12 protein-coding genes and 2 tRNA genes are annotated in these 20,386 nt (G+C 41.5%); 10 read left to right on the forward strand and 4 right to left on the reverse strand.

The window, feature by feature from the left end:
• Window positions 1-13: 13 nt before the first annotated feature.
• From AN392_RS17665 to AN392_RS17675, 3 genes are all read left to right on the forward strand, one after another.
• Window positions 14-89: transfer RNA gene (locus AN392_RS17665), tRNA-Lys, on the forward strand.
• Between the two features lie 148 nt (window positions 90-237).
• The gene (gene nadA / locus AN392_RS17670; protein ID WP_008466811.1) at window positions 238-1,278 is read left to right on the forward strand and encodes a quinolinate synthase NadA; all 1,041 of its coding nucleotides are present in this window, start codon (window positions 238-240) and stop codon (window positions 1,276-1,278) included.
• Window positions 1,279-1,447: 169 nt separating this feature from the next.
• Window positions 1,448-1,537: transfer RNA gene (locus AN392_RS17675), tRNA-Ser, on the forward strand.
• A 52-nt stretch (window positions 1,538-1,589) separates the two neighbouring features.
• Here the strand turns inward: AN392_RS17675 and AN392_RS17680 are convergent.
• The 3 genes from AN392_RS17680 to AN392_RS17690 form a co-directional block, all read right to left on the reverse strand.
• Complete coding sequence (locus AN392_RS17680; protein ID WP_055013431.1) at window positions 1,590-3,239, reverse strand: diguanylate cyclase; 1,650 nt, start codon at window positions 3,237-3,239, stop codon at window positions 1,590-1,592.
• A 281-nt stretch (window positions 3,240-3,520) separates the two neighbouring features.
• Window positions 3,521-3,910, reverse strand: a complete 390-nt coding sequence (locus AN392_RS17685; protein WP_055013432.1) for a DUF2750 domain-containing protein — start codon at window positions 3,908-3,910, stop codon at window positions 3,521-3,523.
• Window positions 3,911-3,976: 66 nt separating this feature from the next.
• On the reverse strand, window positions 3,977-4,555 hold the full coding sequence (locus AN392_RS17690; RefSeq protein WP_008109773.1) for a TetR/AcrR family transcriptional regulator: 579 nt from the start codon (window positions 4,553-4,555) through the stop codon (window positions 3,977-3,979).
• Between the two features lie 157 nt (window positions 4,556-4,712).
• Between AN392_RS17690 and AN392_RS17695 the strand changes: the two genes are divergently transcribed.
• The 7 genes from AN392_RS17695 (at window position 4,713) to recD (ending at window position 19,501) form a co-directional block, all read left to right on the forward strand.
• Window positions 4,713-5,756 (forward strand): alkene reductase, encoded by a 1,044-nt coding sequence (locus AN392_RS17695; protein WP_055013433.1) that lies wholly within the window; start codon window positions 4,713-4,715, stop codon window positions 5,754-5,756.
• 195 nt (window positions 5,757-5,951) lie between these two features.
• On the forward strand, window positions 5,952-8,225 hold the full coding sequence (locus AN392_RS17700) for a TonB-dependent receptor domain-containing protein (RefSeq protein WP_055013434.1): 2,274 nt from the start codon (window positions 5,952-5,954) through the stop codon (window positions 8,223-8,225).
• A gap of 68 nt (window positions 8,226-8,293) precedes the next feature.
• Window positions 8,294-9,424, forward strand: a complete 1,131-nt coding sequence (locus AN392_RS17705; protein WP_055013435.1) for an alkaline phosphatase family protein — start codon at window positions 8,294-8,296, stop codon at window positions 9,422-9,424.
• Complete coding sequence (locus AN392_RS17710) at window positions 9,421-10,482, forward strand: alkaline phosphatase D family protein (RefSeq protein WP_055013436.1); 1,062 nt, start codon at window positions 9,421-9,423, stop codon at window positions 10,480-10,482. Before AN392_RS17705 ends, AN392_RS17710 begins: the two co-directional genes overlap by 4 nt.
• Before the next feature lie 166 nt (window positions 10,483-10,648).
• Window positions 10,649-13,948 (forward strand): exodeoxyribonuclease V subunit gamma, encoded by a 3,300-nt coding sequence (gene recC / locus AN392_RS17715; RefSeq protein WP_055013437.1) that lies wholly within the window; start codon window positions 10,649-10,651, stop codon window positions 13,946-13,948.
• A complete protein-coding gene (gene recB, locus AN392_RS17720; RefSeq protein ID WP_055013438.1) occupies window positions 13,935-17,501 on the forward strand; it encodes an exodeoxyribonuclease V subunit beta in 3,567 nt (1,188 codons plus the stop codon). Before recC ends, recB begins: the two co-directional genes overlap by 14 nt.
• A complete protein-coding gene (gene recD, locus AN392_RS17725; RefSeq protein WP_055013439.1) occupies window positions 17,498-19,501 on the forward strand; it encodes an exodeoxyribonuclease V subunit alpha in 2,004 nt (667 codons plus the stop codon). The genes recB and recD overlap by 4 nt, the downstream gene beginning before the upstream one ends.
• Before the next feature lie 13 nt (window positions 19,502-19,514).
• Here the strand turns inward: recD and AN392_RS17730 are convergent, their stop codons facing one another.
• Window positions 19,515-20,147: a trimeric intracellular cation channel family protein gene (locus AN392_RS17730; RefSeq protein ID WP_024601371.1), complete on the reverse strand. Its 633-nt coding sequence runs from the start codon at window positions 20,145-20,147 to the stop codon at window positions 19,515-19,517.
• Window positions 20,148-20,386: the final 239 nt, after the last annotated feature.

The following is a 20,386-nucleotide window of genomic DNA, read 5'->3' on the forward strand; positions in this document are numbered from 1 at the left end:
AGTAAACCAGAGCGGGTCATTAGCTCAGTTGGTAGAGCAGTGGACTTTTAATCCATTGGTCGATGGTTCAAGTCCATCATGACCCACCACTTCTGGTACACTTTCTCCGTATAATATCTTTCTTAGTATCTCCCTTATTTTTATTTATAAACTGCCTGACTAGATTGCTATTATTTGCCGTTCGTTTCTCGTATAATTTGCGCTATTAATTGCACTGTAAATAAAGTGGTCGAGAACATGAGTTTAGCTCAAACTATTATGCCTGAAGGTTATATTTTCCCTCCTAAGCCGGCACCGTTAACACAAGACGAAAAAGGCGAATATAAAGCGCGTATAAAACAATTACTGCAAGAGAAAAACGCGGTACTTGTTGCTCATTATTACACTGATCCTGAAATTCAAGCACTTGCTGAAGAAACGGGCGGCTGTGTAGCCGATTCACTCGAAATGGCGCGTTTTGGCGCTCGCCATGAAGCCGATATGATCATCGTCGCGGGTGTACGTTTTATGGGTGAGACTGCTAAAATTTTAACCCCTAACAAAACCGTGGTTATGCCAACACTTGAAGCGACTTGTTCATTAGATATTGGTTGCCCAGTGGATGAGTTTTCAGCGTTTTGTGATCAACACCCAGACCGTAAAGTGGTAGTGTATGCTAACACTTCTACCGCGGTTAAAGCGCGCGCTGATTGGATAGTTACCTCATCGTGTGCACTTGAAATAGTAGAGCACTTAGATGAGCAAGGCGAAAAAATCATTTGGGGCCCAGATAAGCATTTAGGCAGTTATATTCAAAAGAATACTGGCGCCGATATGATCATGTGGAACGGCGCATGTATTGTACATGATGAGTTCAAAACCAAAGCGCTAAAAGACTTTAAAGTCTTGCATCCAGATGCAGGCGTATTGGTGCATCCCGAATCACCGGCTGAAATTGTTGAACTCGCTGATGCTGTTGGCTCTACTAGCCAGCTTATTAAAGCAGCGCAAACTATGCCTAATAAAAAGTTTATTGTGGCGACCGATCGCGGTATCTTTTATAAAATGCAGCAACTATGCCCAGATAAAGAGTTTTTTGAAGCGCCAACGGCTGGTAGCGGCGCTACATGTAAAACTTGCGCTCACTGCCCTTGGATGGCAATGAACGGCTTACAAGCGATTGAGGAAGCACTGATTGATGCCAGCGGTAAAGAAGTGTTTGTTGATATGGATTTGCGTGAAGGCGCACTTAAATCATTAAATCGCATGCTAGACTTTACAGCCAATATGGCAAAATAATAAATAGCAATATAATGCATTAGATAAAGGCGATACTCAGGTATCGCCTTTTTATTTGCTTATGAGTAGTTAGTTTGATTATTGAGCAGTTAAAAGCATGATGTTAAAAAGGCCTTGCACCAAGCAAGTGTATTTCATACTATAGCGCGCTGTTGCAAAGCAACATTGTGGAGAGATGGCTGAGTGGCTGAAGGCGCACGCCTGGAAAGTGTGTTTAGGTTAATCCCTAACGAGGGTTCGAATCCCTCTCTCTCCACCATTATTCTATATTAGGACGTCTCAGGACGTCCTTTTTTGTGCCTGTAATAAAGTTAAGCGTGTTGGCTTTGTACTTGGCGTTTGTTTTTACGCTGATGTTTTAATTTATACATTCGTTGGTCGGCTAAAGTTAAGCAGGCTTTGTAGTCATTACATTCCTCACTACTTGCTAAGCCATAGCTCACGCCTGATAACGGCCAATGTTTTTGAACTTGTTGATGAATATAGTTTAATGACTCGTTTATGCTCAGGGTGAGTTGGGCGAGCTGTTGTGCTGATTTGACGTTACACACACAAATAAACTCATCACCGCCGGTTCTGCATACCTCGCCTATATCGGCTAACGCATTTTGTATTAAGCGCGTAACCTCAATGAGTAGCTTGTCACCGTGAGCATGACCTAGGTGATCGTTAACGCTTTTAATATTGTCGCAATCTATAAACACAATGAGATAAAAATTATCTAAGTTATCGAGCTTTTCTTGTAATTGCAGCCGGTTTCCTACTTTGGTGAGTGGGTCTATGCGTGATAGCTCTAGCGCTTTTATAAAATTATTTTGCTTTATTTTTAGCCATTCAGATAAAGAAAGTAAAATACAGATACAATCAATGGCCAGAGCAATAAGTACCCATAATTCAGGTGAACTTATTTCTATTAAATTTAGGTGCGATAAAATAAAAATAACTAAGGACAAGCTATAAACAAGGTTGCCAGTTAAAAAATATTTTGCTCTAAAGTCTTTCATCCCCAGCATTGTAAAGCCCAGTTTTAAGCTTAAATACACCCAAATGGCAGCAAGGAAATGAGCTAAATAAAACACCCAATGAAAGGGTAAAAAGAGGTTTAAAAAACCACAGGCAAGTGCGGTTATGGAGAAGTATTTTAAAAATCGGCTAATACCAGTGCGGGTATGTTGGTCAAAGTTAAATAAGTGATAGGCAAATGAGCTGGCACAAGCAATAGCGAAGGCAAAAATATACATGCCAAAGTAATGGGTGTTAATTGCGTGGTAATTAAAAAGTAACGCAACTATCCCCGCCGCGAATGCCCAGCCAATGCCGTGTAACCCTATGTAACCTGCACAAAATAACGCCACGCGATGTTGTGTTTTAAAGAACATTATTAAGGCCATGCAGGCCAAGGTCAGCATTATCGTAATAGACACTAAGCTTAATGAATTGATATAAAACTGAAGTTTAACAAAAGCAGATTGAGGTATAACGTTAATGCTAACAGGTTTAGCAAAGTGCTTAGCATTAATATAAAGCCATAAAACACCGTGTGAATTAGCTTCTAGCTGTAATTCAAAAGCTTGGCTGTGCATTACAATGGCTGATTGAGTGACGCTATTTTGTGAAAAATCAGCGATTTTTCTGATCCCACTAGTATCTTGATAAAAAGCAACGCCACTATCTAAATAATTAATTTGGGGGATTATATACCAGCGTCCTGCACTCGTTGTGGTTAAACTAATTTTTGCTATTGCAATGCCATGGGCACTATACAGCGAAGTGACGGGAGTACTTATATTGTTATAAGCATTAATGAGTTGCTCACCTTGAGTTGGTTTAGCTAAATCTACTTGATGCCACATAGCAGACTTTAGTTGTAAGCTGTCATTTTGATTTAATGCTACAGCAAAAGCATTAAAACTAATGGTTTGAAATAGTAAACAACATATAAAATTGAAAGTGTACCGCATGTAATACCTAAGTTAGTGACCGGTAAAAATTGTACTGCATTTTTAACAGAATAATTATAGTTATGACCGCTTTAGCGTATTTTTGCTTTTTAGTTACTAACTTTAATCACTAAACGGTGAGCTGTTATTATAAAAATATAGTTAATGATTAATTAAAGGGTTAATAATTTATTTAGTTTGGCTATTGAATGACTGCTTCTAGTGATGGTTTATATTTGAAGGATTGCTAATAACAAGAAGGTAATTTAAAAGCCATTTGTCAAAATGGCTTTATGGGCAGTTTAATATTTTTTTGGTTTAGCATTGAGCTGCGCTTGAAATTCATCAGGAAATAAAATTGTGCCGTCGTCTTCTTCGGTAGGGAACACGGCAACTAGTAAGTCGTCTTCTTCAAGGCCTGGCGTCCAGCGGCTAAACCAATCTGCTGTTGGAATTGCTTTAGGTGTACATCCTTCCCATTCACCGGTTGCCCATGCTTGTGCAAAATCACGGGTTGGCCATACGGGTACGCAATCGTCGTCTTCGTTAGTGAGCATTACGCAGCCGTCGTCATCGTTTAAAATCCACACTTGCTTAAACTGTTGCACAGTTTTGTACATGTATGCGAGTCGTTTTTTTGCGCCAAGGCCTAAAATTACGTCGTCTTGCTTTGATAAATTGTCAGTGGTCATTTTTGGCTCTCTCTCACTGTGGGGGGAATACAAAAGGCAGCGACATACTGCGCTTTAAAATTAAGTTTAGCTAATGGCTGCAAGCAGCTCGTCGGCTAGTTGGTTTAGTGCGTCAGGGTCTTGATTTGTTAATGCATAAGTGCGCAATCCATAAATACCCATAACACAAAATCGTGCTAGCTCTATGGCACTTCGCCCATTGGTAATTTCTTTATTATCTATCGCTTTTTGTAATTGCTGCGCAAAGGCATGCTCGTACGCCGTTAAATTAGTACGTAATACGTGGCAAATTTGTGGATCGTTACCCTCTACCTCGCTAATGCTTTTTGTAAGCAAGCACACTTTAGTTGCTTCGCCGTCGATACATTCTTGCACAATGATATTAAGGTATTGTTTCAGCGTATCTAAAATACAATTACTGTGCTCAAACAGCGCCGTAAATTGTGTATTGCGATCGGTTTGGTATTGCTCCGTAGCGGCTAAAAAAATGCCTTTTTTATTACCAAATGCTCCATACAAAGAACCCGGATGTAAATGGGTTGCTTGAGTCAATTTTTGCATACTGGTTTTTGCATAGCCATGAAGCATAAACATGGCCATAGCTTGGCGTAGTACAAACTCTTTATCAAATTCTGCAGTTCTCATAATGACTCTTTTAGTGGATAGAGTAGTAATGAAGAAATTTATTTTTCTTAGGCCTAGGTGGCAGTTTACGCAATCTTAAACAAAGTTTCAAAATTATACTTGAATATTCATTCAAGTGACCTTATCTTGAATGTACATTCAACAAAGGATAAATATTATGTCGATTGACTTACTTTCACCTTTTAAATTAAATAACAGCATTGAACTGCAAAACCGCGTACTTATGGCACCATTGACCCGCTGTATGGCAGATGACAATTTAGTGCCCACACAAGCCATGGTTGATTACTACGCTCGTCGTGCTGATGTAGGCTTAATTATTAGTGAAGCCATTATTATCCGTGCTGATGCTCAAGGTTATCCAAATACACCTGGGCTTTTCACTAGTGAACAAATTCAAGGTTGGAAAAAAGTCACTGACGCAGTACATGCTAATGGCGGAAAAATGTTTGCACAACTATGGCATGTTGGCCGTGTAGCACACCCTCACTTTTTTGGTGATGATGTTTTGGCGCCATCGGCAATTGGGGTTGAAGGTTCAGTACCGCGTATGCGCGAACTCACTTATGTTACGCCAAAGCCTGTAACTACAGACGACATTAAAGGCTTAGTGGCTGACTACGCTAAGGCCGCAGAAAATGCGATGGAAGCGGGTTTTGACGGCGTAGAAATTCACGGTGCTAATGGTTATTTAATTGACCAATTTTTACATTATGCGGCAAATGAACGTGATGACGAGTACGGGCAAACACCAGAAAACATGTCTCGTTTTGCACTGGAAGTAACCGATGCAGTTATTGATGTTGTAGGCAATGAGCGTACCGCTATGCGTTTAACGCCAGGTGCTTATTTTAATATGAGCGAAGACAATCGCGATAAAGCAGTATTTGACTACTTATTACCAGAGCTTGAAAACCGCAAGTTAGCTTATTTACACGGCGGTATTTTTGACGACAGCATGCGTTTTGATTCACTAGAAGGTAAATCAACCTCTGAATTTTTACGAGCTGGTTATGCAAGTACCTTAGTGGGTGTAGGTAGTTATAGTTTTGAAACTGCGAAAGAAGCGATTAACGACAATAAATTTGATTTAATTGCTATTGGTCGCCCGCTTATAGCTAACCCAGATTACATTAGCAAAATTAAAAACGGCGAAGAAGTCACAGCTTACAGTGATGACATGCTAGCTGAATTGAAATAGCAGCTAATTTAGTAAAAACAATAGGACACTCATGGACAACTGTGAGTGTCTTTTTTTATACATTTATTTGCCATAATATACTCATAATTGTTTAATCTTGCTGTCAATAAAGTTCCCCCTCGTTGTCATATTTAAAAAATAGACTGTGCCCGCTTTCATAATTACCTTTTATAATTAGAATCAAACGGGACAACAATGTACGCTTTAAAAAATAAATCGATTTTGAGCATGGCTGTGGCCATGGCGGTATCAACTTCAGCTTATGCTAACGATAACGTGATAGAAGAAGTAACCGTTACTGCAAAACCAACCAGTTATGCAAACAACGTTATTGAACCTGCCATGCTTGAGCAACAAAGCTCGGTATCGAGTGTGTTATCAGTAATAGATAACTTACCTGGCATTAGCATAAACGAAGGCGACGCATTTGGCGGCGACGATTGGTCAACCACTATTACCATGCGTGGTTTTAGTATCGACTCAAACCAGCAGCAATTAGGTATGACGGTAGACGGTATTCCTAATGGCGGTTCAAATTATGGCGGTGGTGCTAAAGCGAATCGTTACCTAGATAGCGAAAATCTTGTCACCGTGGAAGTAGGTCAGGGCACTTCAGATATTAAATCAGCCTCGTTAGAGGCGCTAGGTGGTACTTTTAACTTTGTAAGTAAAGCGCCTAGCGTTGAAAAAAGCACCACTTTTGCATATACCTCAGGCAGCCATGACGCAAGTCGCTATTACGTTAAACACGAAACTGGCACCATTTTTGATAATACTCAAGCGTATGTGAGTTATTCGCAAACCGATACTAGCCGCTGGATTGACTCGGGCAGCAATGGCGGGAAAGATAACCAACATGCTGAAGCGAAATTTATCACCACCCTTGATGAGTTAACTATAACAGGGCGTTTATCTTACGATGATGTAAGCGAGACGAATTATAATAGCGTGAGCTTGGCACAATTTGAACAAACTCCAGATTGGGATCAACTAACATGGAACTGGACAGGCGTTCCGCACTTTGACCAAATGTTTGCAGAAGGTTGGGGCACGCTGCGTGAAAACACTCTAGGGTATTTAAAGTTTGAATACGCGATTTCACCCATCTCATTGTTAACCATTAGCCCTTATTATCATAAAAACTCAGGCCGAGGTGATTGGATCCCTCCTTATTTAACGTCCCCTGTAGATGAAAATGGTAACCCAACCACAGAAGGTGGCACAAACGCAGGCTCTTATGGCTTTACAGATAGTAATGGTAACCCACTTGCTCCCAATGCAGGTTGCACGGCTAGCTTAAATTGGCCGTGGGAGTCAGGCCCCGAGCTTAATCCTGCATGTTACGACGCTGATGCCACGCCTGTTATGTCTTATCGTCATACACATTATAATAAAGATCGTTTAGGGGTAACTGCTAATTATCAAGCAAGCATTGGCATGCACGATATTGAAGCCGGTTTTTGGTATGAGCAAAGCGACCGTGATGAGTCACGAGATTGGCATAAAGTTATAGATGCGCGTATTTATCATCATTTTGATAACACCCCTTATTGGACGCAATATAAAAACACCTTTGAGACCGATACGCTCAAATGGTACGCCCAAGACTCAATGGCATTTGGCGACTTAACCCTTAATCTAGGGGTGAAAAAGTACTTAGTAGACATAGAAAAGTATGACCATTATCAAAACGCCACCACAGCTAAAGTAAACAGTGATTCAGACCTTCTATTTAGTGGCGGTATTTTATATCAGTTAAACAGTAACACTGAGTTATTTACCAGCTACAGCGAAAACTTTGCCGCCATTAAAGATGGTGTGCTTGAGCGCGATAGCTCTGACTTGTCAGCTATTGAGCCAGAAACCGCAGAAAATATTGATTTAGGGGTACGTTATGACAATAACGCACTTAAATTAACGGCAACGGCTTACTCAATTGAATTTGATAACCGTATTACCTTTATAGCGCCAGGTAGCGACACGGGTGGTATTGATTACACCATAGGTACTAACGGCTCGTACCTAAATGTGGGCGGTATTGAATCGAAAGGTTTAGAGCTATCAGCAAGTTATATGTTGAGCCCACAGTGGAATGTATATAGCTCATACACCAATAATAACTCTGAATATAAAGGCGATGCGCCAGGCTTTGAAGCAGGAAGCAAAGTAATTGATTCAGTAGATGATTTATTTGTGCTTTCAACCGATTATTACAGCGGTGATTTCCGCTTTGGTTTATCGGCTAAATACACTGGCGAGCGTGGCGATGTAGATAGCTATACCGTGGTTGATTTAAATGCAGGCTACGCAGCTGAAGTTAATGCTGGCCCCTTCAAAGCAATTGATATTGCTTTTGTGGTTTACAACATTACTGATGAAAGCTACCTAGCGGGCGGTACAGGTAATGGAAGCACTTACTTTATTGGCGCCCCACGCACAGCAGCCGTGACGTTAACGGCCACGTTTTAAAACGTAATAAACGTAATTAAGCCCATCATTGATGGGCTTTTTGCTATATAAAGGTTGATGAGAACACAATGAACAGCATGATAAAAATAACTGGCTTAAGTTTAATTTTATTGTTTAATAATATGGCATTGGCTGCACCACAAAATGTGGTGTTGGTAACTTTAGATGGGGTTCGCTGGCAAGAAGTATTTAATGGTGCCGATAGCAAGCTGATTAATAATAAAGAATTTGTTAAGCAACCAGCACATTTAAAGAGCCAGTTCTGGCATGAAAACCCGCAACAGCGTCAACAATTGCTAATGCCATTTTTAACTCAAACTATCGCAAAGCAAGGCGTTATTATTGGCGATAGAGCTAAAGGCTCAACTATGTCGGTGAGTAATCCGTGGTATTTTTCATACCCTGGGTATAACGAAATTCTCACTGGCGAAGTGGATGAAAGTATCAACAGTAACGACAAGGTTTTCAACCCAAATAAAACTATTTTAGAGCGTTTAAACGCCCAGCCTGAATTTAAAAACAGCACCGCGTTATTTGGTAGTTGGGATGTGTTTCCTTACATTGTAAATACCCAGCGCAGTAAGGTGCAGGTGAATGCGGGGTTTATGCCCGTTGCTGATGATTTATTTGCCGACGCAGCGCTACTTAATGCGCTACAAACAGAAATACCCAGCCCATGGCACAATGTACGGCTTGATAGTTTTACCTATCGTTTTGCCAAAGCGTATATGCTGGCGAAAAAACCAAGACTACTGGTGATTAGTTTAGGAGAGACTGACGACTTTGCTCACGATAGCCATTACGATGCTTACTTAAAGTCGGCCAAACAAAGCGATGCATTTTTAAAAGATTTATGGCAAACCATTCAAAGCACAGCAGGTTATAAAAATAATACTACGTTAATTGTTACTACCGATCACGGCCGTGGCAGCTACGCAAACGATTGGCAACATCACAGCTCTAAACGGGCATTAGCAAATTCGGAGCAGGGTAAAAAGGCATTTCCTGAGGGAATTATTGGCTCAGAGCATATTTGGCTTGCAGCTATTGGCCCTGCAATTAAAAATAACGGTTTAATTAAAACTAAAAACGAGCTTAAACAAGCGCAAGTTGCCGCCACCGTTTTAAAAGCACTTGGGCAAAACCCACACATAATTAACCCTAATATGGCACCGGCTATTAATGAGATTTTAAAATGAAACAGTTACTAAAAACCGTTAAGTATTCTGCACTGTCACTGACTATTGTGATTAGCAGTGTAGCAATGGCTGCGCCGTCTAAAATATTATTTGGTTCTTGCGGGCACCAAGATAAAGACATTCCTATATTTAACGCCATTAACAAAGAGCATAGTGATTTATTTATTTTTTTAGGGGATAACATCTACGGCGATACTAACGACATGACTGTGCTTAAAAATAAATACCAACGCCTTGGGGCAAAGCCTGGCTTTAAAGCACTACGCGCAAAAACACCAATAATAGCCATGTGGGATGATCACGATTATGGTCAAAATGACGCGGGGAAAGAGTATCCGCATAAGGAAGCATCGCGACAAATCATGCTCGATTTTTGGCAAGAACCGGCAAATTCAAAACGCCGTACCCGTGCTGATGGTATTTATACCTCGTACATGTATGGCGAAGGCGAGCAAACCTTGCAGGTGATCATGCCAGATTTACGCTTTAATCGTGACACACTTAATTCTGTTAGCGAGATTGAGTATTACACCAAGCGTAAAGCAAATAACCAAGGCCCGTACAGTCCAACTGAAGTTAAAGGCGCGTCAATGCTAGGGGAGGCACAGTGGCAATGGCTTGAAGCCGAGCTGAAAAAGCCAGCGGCAATAAAGCTAATAGCGTCAAGCTTGCAGTTACTGCCAGATTTTACCGGCTGGGAGTCGTGGGCAAATTTTCCTGAGGATCGAAACCGTTTATTTGCGTTAATTAAAAAACACCAAGTAAATGGTGTGATTATTATTAGTGGCGATACTCACTGGGGCGAGATTTCAAGGTATCAACATAACCTTGATTACCCGCTTATTGAAATGACCAGCTCAGGCCTGACAGAAAAGTGGAAAGACGTTAGCCCTAACCAGCATCGTGTGGGTAATTACACACATAATGTTAACTATGGTGATTTAAGCATAGACTGGCAACAAGTCGACCCTGCTATTTCATTAAAGCTTAAAGGCATTGAGGGTCAGGTTATTATGCAAAGTGACTTTAGTCTTTCAAGTATTAGTCCTTATAAATAGCATCACCATTTAAATAATAAACGCACTGCAGTTAAAGCAGTGCGTTTAAAAGTTCATCTATCGGCGGGCTAACTTGCTGATTTATTAGTGCCAATTTCCCCTTAGTGCTACCGCTTAAATTGAAAATATCTTACACTGGCTTTATCTCAAGTAAGGCTGGTATCGTATGCTCAATATTATTCAATCAAACCGTATGGAAGCCCTGCAAGCGCAGTTTCATCAGCTATTAAAAGTAAACCCATTGCAAAGCCCATTTGATAAAGAAGTGGTGCTAGTGCAATCGCCGGGTATGTCGCAATGGCTTAAAATCGGTTTAAGTGAAAATTTAGGCGTAGCTGCACAGGTAGACTTTCCGCTCCCGTCGAGTTTTATTTGGCAGTTGTATCAGCAATTACTACCAAACGTGCCTAAAGAGTCGGCCTTTAACAAACCTAACCTTGCTTGGAAATTATTTGCCATTTTACCCCAGTGCATAAATGAGCCGCTGTACTTACCGCTTAAAACCTATTTAGAGGGCGATATTGACGGCCAAAAAACTTTTGCTCTATGTGAAAAAATAGCCGATGTGTACGACCAATATTTAATGTACCGCCCCCATTGGATAGCCACTTGGGATAGTGGTACCGATGAGCTTGATGATGTTGATATAGCGATTGCGCCTTGGCAACCCGATTTATGGCGTCGTATCGTCAAATTAAGCAAGCAGCTGGGGCAAAGCCAATTTCACCGTGCCAACATGCAAGGGCAGTTACTCAGTGCACTTGAGAGCATGGATAGCGCCTTATTACCAAAACGCATTAGCTTATTTGGTATATCTGCGATTGCTAGCTCGCAGCTTGAAGTGTTTGAAGCTTTAAGTAAAAAAACTGAAGTGTTTTTGTTCTTTTTTAACCCTAGCGAGCATTATTGGGGCGATATCATTGATGAAAAAACAGCAGCTAAAATCACTGCTAAATACGCAAAAATGCCGCTGGTGGAAGCACAGCAAAAAAAGCAAACGAATCCCGATGAGGAATACTATTTTATTGGTAATCCGCTGTTATCGTCGTGGGGTAAACTCGGCCGCGATTATTTTGAGCAACTAGTGCAGCTTGATGCCCGCTGGATTGATGGCTTTATAGATGTATTTGACGACAGCTTACTCGGCCAAGTGCAAAGTGAAATTTACCAACTTGCCTTTAAAGGTGAGTCGCTCACCGATAATAAAGAATGGTTTATTAACGATGAGGGCAAGCTGCCCATAACTGCAAACGATGCAAGCATTACACTTAGCGATTGCCATACACCGCTTCGAGAAGTAGAGCGTTTGCACGATTACTTACTTAATTTATTTAATCAAAATCCAGCGCTTACCCCGAAAGACATCATCGTGATGATGCCCGACGTTGGTACCTACAGCCCTTACATTGAAGCGGTTTTTGGCGGTGCACAGGGCAGTCGATTTATACCTTATGCGCTAGCTGATTTAGCCATAGAGCAAGAAAAACCTGTACTGAGTTCGTTTGCCAGTTTGGCTAACTTACCGCTTTCGCGCTTCGGCGTGTCGGATATTCTCGATTTATTACAGGTTACCCAAATTGCTGAAAAGTTTGGTTTAGAAGCGCATGAATATGAGCAAATTCAGTATTGGTTAGAGCGCGTTGGCGTTAAATGGGGTGTAAACGCGGAACATAAAAGTAGCTTTGACTTACCCGCAATAGAGCTAAACACTTGGCAACATGGCTTAAACCGGTTACTACTAGGTATTGCCATGCGCGATGAACAATGCCCATTTAATGGTATTTACAGTGCCGATGAGGTTGAGGGTATGGCGCTCGATACACTTAATAAGCTGGTACACTTTATTGATGTGCTGCAAGACTTTAAAGCTAAGCTCACCCCTGATGACACACTCACCAATAAAGCGCAAATTTTAAATGAGCTGCTCAATACTATTTATGAAAGCGAAAGCGACGATAGTTGGGATTTATTAGTACTACAAAAAGTACTCGAAGATATAGGTAAGCACCACGATAACGGTGATTACAGTGAGGCCGTGTCGCAGCGCATTGTTAGCTATTTAATTAAACAAGGCATACAAGAAAAAGGTGTCGGCCAACGTTTTTTAGTGGGGCAAGTGAATTTTTGTACGTTAATGCCAATGCGCGCCGTGCCGTTTAAGGTAGTGTGTATGTTAGGCTTGAACGATGCCGATTACCCACGTACCGTTCAACCTATCGGTTTTGACTTAGTACCTTATTCTAAAAAGCAAAAAGGTGACCGTTCACGAAAACTCGATGACCGTTATCTCTTTTTAGAGGCGCTTCTTAGTGCTCGGGATAATTTATATATGAGCTACATTGGTCGCTCATGTTTTGATAACCAGCCACGAATGCCATCAACACTTGTCAGTGAATTGTTAGAATACATAGGTCGCAGCTTTAAACTTAGCGAACCGGGTGATAAACCTTTGCCAGATTGTCTTATTAGCCAACAACATTTACAACCTTTTAATAGTCATTATTATTTGCCAGCTAGCGCTGAACAGGCAGGGCTTAACAACCACAGCTATAACCCAATTTGGCTGCCTAGCGAGGCCATTGAGCCAAAAGCAATCACTGCGCTTGATGTAACGCCTCCAGAGCTGCTTGATCTTGATATGTTTATTCGCAGTGTGTGCCACGCCCAAGAGAGCTTTTATCAGCAAAGCCTAGGGTTACGTTTGCCGCAATTTAACGATATAGCCAAAGATGAAGAACCGTTTAGCTTAGATGCCCTGCGCCGTTATTTTTACCTTGATGAAATACTTGAAGCTAATATTAACGATACACCACTGAGTACCGAACAAATACTGCAGCGCGGTGAGTTGCCGCAAGCCCATGTTGGCAGCTTAATTTATGAGAGCATGCAACATCGCGTTGATGCGCTTGCAGGGCAAGTAAAACAACAAATAAAAGCGGGTAAAAGCGAACCGATAGAGGTGTTACTTTTGCTTGAAAACACCACCATTGAAGGCTGGTTAAACCATGTGTATATGCAAAAACAAGTGTTTTATCGCAGTGCTAGTATTAAAGCTAAAGATTTAATTAAAGGCTTTATTTATCATCTTGCTGCACAAAGCATGCAACAAGAGGTTGAAACTTTATTACTGGGTTTAGATAAACAAATTAGCTTTGCCCCAATGAGTAAAGCCGATGCCGATTTACTGCTAGCAGATTGGTTTGCGCTTTATAAAGCATTACGCAACAAGCCCGTCGCGTTTTTTCCGGTAAGTGGTTATGAATACGTAAAAAGCGGTAGTGATATGGCAAAAGCCAACAGTAAATTTAGTCCACAGTATATTGGCCGAGGCGAAGGAGAAAACCCATATATTCGTTTAACTGTGCAATCACTTAATGACTGCCAAGACGAATTTATACATTGGAGCGATAAGCTACTCGCCCCATTATTCGAGCACGCCAAGGAGAGTGACTATGCAAGCGCTTAATCCGCTCACTATGCCATTATTAGGGCAAAGCTTAATTGAAGCCAGTGCTGGCACAGGTAAAACCTACACGATCACGGGTTTGTATTTGCGTTATTTATTGGGCATGCAAATACCTGGTGAGCTGAATACGCCATTGAGTGTTGAGCAAATTTTGGTAGTCACCTTTACCGATGCCGCCACGCAAGAAATTAAAGACCGAGTTCGTAGCCGAATTATTGCCGCGCGTGATGCGTTACTTGGGCAAGTACCCAATGATGAGCTAATTGAGGGTGTAATAGCGGGCGTTGATGACAAGCACCGTGCATTTGACTTACTCGATGCCGCAGCTAAATCAATGGACGAAGCAGCTATTTTTACCATTCATGGTTTTTGTCAGCGAATGCTAAAACAGCATGCGTTTGAATCCGGTGTGGCATTTAACTTAGAGTTCATTTTAGATGAGCGCGATATTCTGCTTGAAACCATAAAAGACTTTTGGCGTGCGTTTGTATACCCACTCAGTAAAGAAAGAACAGATGCGATTTTAGCGGTATTTGCTGCGCCCGAATCACTATTTAGTCATGTAAGTAGTATTTTAAATAAGGCGAACGCAGAAATAACCCCAAAAGTTAGTTTAAATGCGGTATGGCAAGCGCGAGATGAATACTTGGCGCGTGTTCCAGCCTTTAAAAAAGCCTGCCTAGAGCAAGAGTTTATTGGTGCTGTTAAAGCATCCGATTTAAGTGGCTCAAAAACACCTGGGCGAAAGGGCAGTCTTGCTGCACTTGAAGCATTTTGCTTAGGCAATGATGATTTTTTTGAATTTGGTACCAGTAAGTATTCGTTTGAGGTGTGGAGTAACGAGAACTTAAGTAATACCGCTAATTATAAAAAAAATGGCACATTACTGACTCATCCACTTATTAGCCAATTCGATGCCTTAGCCGCACTTAACAACACCATTAACCAAGGGTTAAAAATTGCGATAGTGCAATATGCGGCGAGCTGGGTAAAAGCGGCCATAGTTAAACGCAAACAAGAACAGAGCGTGATCACCCCTGACGATTTGCTGACTAATTTACACAGTGCCTTAAAGAGTGAACAAGGTGATGTGCTCGCACAAAAAATAGCGCAACTATTTCCGGTGGCAATGATAGATGAGTTTCAGGATACCGACCCGATTCAGTACGGGATTTTTAGTAAAATTTATGCTCAAAGCAATACCACTTTAGCTATGATAGGCGATCCTAAACAAGCTATTTATGGGTTTAGGGGCGCAGATATATTTACCTACATTGGCGCAAAAGAAGCGGTAGATGAGCCACAACAATTTACATTGGGCACTAACTTTCGCTCAAGCAGTGATATTGTAAATAGCGTAAATAGCTTATTTAGCAAATACGACAACAGCTTTATTTATAACGACGCCATTCCATTTAATAAAGTGAAAGCGAAAGGAAAAAAAGCAGATGAGTCGTTTTTAATTGACGGTAAACCTGCCACCGCGTTTGAGTTTAATGTGTTTGTAGATGAAGCCGGCGATGAAAAAAATAAGCCGACCACTAAAGGCGTAGGGCAAGCACATTTAGCCACCCACTTTGCTAATAAAATAGTGACTTTACTTGAGCAAGCAAACCAAGGTATTGCCTGTATTGGCGCTAACCCTGTCAGTGCTGCTGATATTTGTATTTTGGTGCGCGACCGCGTTGAAGCACAAATAATGAAGCAAGCGCTGAGTAAAGCTAATATTGCCAGTGTGTATTTGTCTCGCGACAGTTTATTTAGCCAAGAGTTGAGTCATCACTTGCTCAATTTTTTAACAGCTTTGCATGGTCAGTACGATGAGGCATTACTTCGCGGTGTATTAGCCGGCCCGTTATTTTGTTTAAGCTATAACGATATTTTTGCTCTAGCCGATGATGAAAATAACTGGCAAGAACACCTAAACTTTTTTGCTCAACTTAGCCATATTTGGCATAAGCAAGGGGCAATGGCAATGCTTGAACGCTTACTGAGTCATAATCAGCTCAGTGCCAAATGGCAAGGTTTGGGCTATAACGTAGAGCGGTGGCTTACCGATTTTAGGCACCTTGGCGAAATACTGCAGCAAAAACAAATTGAGCTTGAAGGGACACTTCGTTTGTTGCGTTGGTTTGCGCAAAAGGTGAGCCAGCAAGATGGCGAAACAGTGCAAGTTCGCTTAGAAAGTGATGCGAACTTAGTTAAAATTGTGACTATGCACGCTTCTAAAGGGCTTGAATACCCATTGGTATTTATGCCATTTGCCAGTGGTTATCGTGAAACTAAAGACGCGCTTTATCATCAAAATGGCAAGTTGATTTACGATTTAAGTAAAGACGAAGACGCCCTGCAAAAAGCCGAACAAGAACGTTTAGCAGAAGACTTACGTTTGCTTTATGTGGCACTGACCCGAGCAGTGCATTTTTGTTCGCTGGGCGTGTATAACATTTCTCAAGGGCAAAGTAGCCGTTTAGCAATTCAAAGTAGTGCGCTGGGGCATGTGTTATTCTCAGGATTAGAGATAAGCAGTAGCCAAGTATGGCGCACCCATTTAAGTGAATTTTGTGAGGCTAATCATGCTATGCAATACCAGCAATTTACCTCAGGCGAATTACATGAGCAGGGCATACTTCGGTTAAAAAATAGTGACACTAAACAGCACGATTTACTTATTAATACAGTAACGGCGCAGATTGAACGTGACTGGCGAGCAACCAGCTTTAGTGCCTTGAGCTTTAAAAAGTATGCTGATCAACTTGCTCCAGGGTGCAGCGATGAAGATCATCAAAAAGATGAGTTTGCCGTGCAGCAAGATGAACTTCCTTCACCGTATAGCTTTCCTAAGGGTGCAAAACCAGGGAGTTGTTTGCACGAAATATTTGAGCAGCTTGATTTTACCAGTCCGGTAAATCATCCCACGAATGCCGAGCAAAACTTAACGGCTGTGATTGAGCGTGCTTTTGAAAAGTACCATATCGATGAGCAATGGCAGCAAATTACCGAACAATGGATACTCGATGCACTTAATTGCTCGTTAAACAGCGAGAATAATTTAAGTTTGAGCCAATTAGCGCCAAGTGACTGTTTAGTAGAAATGGAGTTTAACTTACCACTTAGCAGCCTCAGTGCCCCTAAGCTTAATGAAGTGTTAATTAAACATTTTGGTTTTAACCAAAGTAAACTTGAGTTTGCCCATGTTAAAGGGTTACTAAAAGGCTTTATTGATTTAATTTTTTGCTACCAAGGCAAGTATTATATTTTAGATTATAAATCGAATTATTTGGGCAGTACCGCCGCTGATTATGTGCCAGAGCAGCTAGAGCAAGCCATGACCAGCCACCAATATCATTTACAGTATTTAATTTATACCGTAGCGCTGCATCGCTTGCTTAAACAGCGAATTCCCGATTATTCAATAGAGGCGCATTTAGGCGGTGTTTATTATACTTTTTTACGCGGTATGCCAGCAGGTGAGGGAGTGTACTTTAAACAGCTAAGTGCAGATCAAGTCGTTATTTTAGATAGCTTGTTTAGCCAAGGAGCCATGCTATGAGTGATTTAAATCAACAACCGGGTTTGTTTGATGACTTAGGTGAACCTGTGTTCACAACAGCACAGCCAACGATGCAGGCCAGCGAAAGCATTAAAGTCGTGCCGTTGCTAACGTATTTAACGGACGAACATAGAGTGCGTGTGGTTGATGTAAAACTGGCTGAATTGCTCAGTGGCACAAACGCACAGCAAGGGTATGACGACCTCTTTTATATAATTTTAATGCTGTGTTTATCGCAGCAAAGCCAGCATAGTTGTTTAACCCTAACAGAGGTTGATTGGACTAATCCGTTTAATTTACGTCAAAGCGATTTTACTAAACTAGAAGGCACGCAGCCTGACACTCTCAGCCCATTTAGTGATGACTTTACGACTGAGGCGGCAATAGGTTATTTAGTCTCACATCACAGTGTTGGGGAGCAAAAGCCGCTGCAATTGTTTAATCAACGGTTATATTTTTCTCGTTTAGCAGGCTATGAACAAACCCTTGCCCAACGATTACTGACAATGAGCGAACGACAACTTAACATTGATGATGCAGTACTTGCTCAGTTATTAACCCGCTACTTTCCTGATGATCCGAGTATTGACATTGATTGGCAAAAAGTAGCGTGTGCGATTGCCGCCACAAAAGGTTTTAGTGTGATCACGGGCGGGCCTGGCACCGGTAAAACCACCACGGTGACAAAGCTGTTAGCGATTTTACAATCGTTATATCAAGCGGCGCCATTGAGCATAAAATTAGTAGCACCCACAGGTAAAGCAGCGGCACGGCTAACAGAGTCAATTTTAGGGGCTAAAAATAAGCTTAGTGAAATACCAGATGATATTAATTCGTTGATCCCGCAAAGCGCGCAAACCATTCATCGTTTGTTGGGAGTTAAGCCATTTACCAATAAATTCCGGCACGATAAAAGCAATCCGATGCATGTTGATGTATTGATTATTGATGAGGCCAGCATGGTCGACTTATCACTTATGGCTAAATTAATTGAGGCCTTGCCAGATCATGCTCGATTGATTTTACTCGGCGATAAAGACCAACTTGCTTCGGTTGATACTGGTAGCGTAATGAGTGATTTATGCCAAGGGTTAGTGCTTGGACAAACACCGCGTTATTCAAAAGTACGCTGTGAGCAATTGAACACGCTGTGCTTTAATGGCACTGTTAAACTCAACGCGCAAACTCAAAGTGAGTTTAAACTCGCGGATTGCATTGCCTTTTTACAACATAGCTATCGGTTTGATGCAAAAAGTGGCATAGGTCAATTGGCGCTGGCGGTTAATACCAACAACCGTGGGATATTAAACTATGTTGAACAACAAAGTAGCGAAGGGCATTTTAGCGATATTATTTTAGATTATGATTTTGCTTCCACACCAATTGAAAAGTTAGTAAATAGTGCCGCAAGTCATTATGCTAATTACCTAACCCTGATAGCGCAAGGTGCCAGTGTTGCGCAAGTGCATGCAGCTTTTGCCAGTTATCAGTTACTTGCTGCGGTACGTGAAGGCGATTATGGTGTTAATAGTTTAAACCAGCGTATTGAACGGGTATTACAGCAGCAAGGTTTAATTAGCGTTAACCCTAATCAGCGGCATTATGTAGGGATGCCGATAATGGTTAGTCAAAACGACTATCAGCTAAAATTATTTAATGGTGATATAGGGATTTTAATGCCCGATGACAGCGGCCAGCTTAAGGCAGTGTTTATTGATGAACAAGGTAATGAACGGGCATTTTCACCCGCACGGCTTCCGGCGCACGATAAAGTGTATGTAATGACCATTCATAAATCCCAAGGCTCAGAGTTTAGTTATACCGCGATGGTGTTACCACCGTTCAAGCAGGCGAGTATCGGTATTAATAGGCAATTAGTGTACACAGGAATTACACGCGCAAAACAGACCTTTGAGCTGGTGGCAGATAAAAAAGTGCTGCAACTGGCCATGGGGAAAAGTGTATCACGGGCGTCAGGCTTGTATGAGCGATTAGTGTAAAGCCATACTTATACTAATCTCTTATTTTTGGGGTTCGTTTTCTAAATAGGTTGGGTTGCCAGCCAAAATGCAGTGCGCCTAATCTTAGAAAAACGGTTACCAATAATGAACCTATAATGCACCATAAATAAGGGACATCTAATAAAAATAGCGTGGCATAGGTTAAGCCTCCTGCAAAACACGCGGTGGAGTATAGCTCTTCGCGCATCACCAGCGGTACTTCTCTACAGATCACATCACGTATTAAGCCGCCAAATATACCCGTCGTCATTCCCATTGTAAGCGCAACCACCATGGTTGTACCTTCAATTAATGCTTTTTCAATACCGACCACATTAAAAATAGCCATACCGATGGCATCAACCAGTAACATGTAATAGTTAGACAGGTCGGGCAAGTGGCGAATAAACATAACGGTGACAAAAATAGCGCCATAGGTGGCATATAAATAATCGGGGTTGGCTATCCAAAATACAGGTTGATTAAGAAGAATATCTCTGAGCGTGCCACCGCCTAACGCGGTGACTGAGCCAACAACGACAACACCAAATCCACCAATATCTTTATCGTGGCCTAATAATGCACCTGAAATTGCAAAGAATGCCACGCCAATAAGGCTTAAAAAATTAAAATACTCTGCCGTCATTGAGGTGTCCTTACCAGATTGAGAATTTATATTAGACATTAAAAGATAAGCGATTGGGGATTTATATTAGCTGAATAACACTAGGGTCTGTTTACCTTTCAAGGTTGAATTTGCAGCAGTCTGCTTGGTATTAAAGCAAGGCAGAGCCTGTGTGGTGTGGTTATTCCCCATAAATAGGCGATAACGCAGCATCAATGCCAAACAGGCGCTGCCCGAAGGGTTCTGCCTAGGGGCGATTT

Origin of the sequence: Pseudoalteromonas sp. P1-16-1b (assembly GCF_001401785.1) — a bacterium.
GTDB classification, from domain to species: domain Bacteria; phylum Pseudomonadota; class Gammaproteobacteria; order Enterobacterales; family Alteromonadaceae; genus Pseudoalteromonas; species Pseudoalteromonas undina.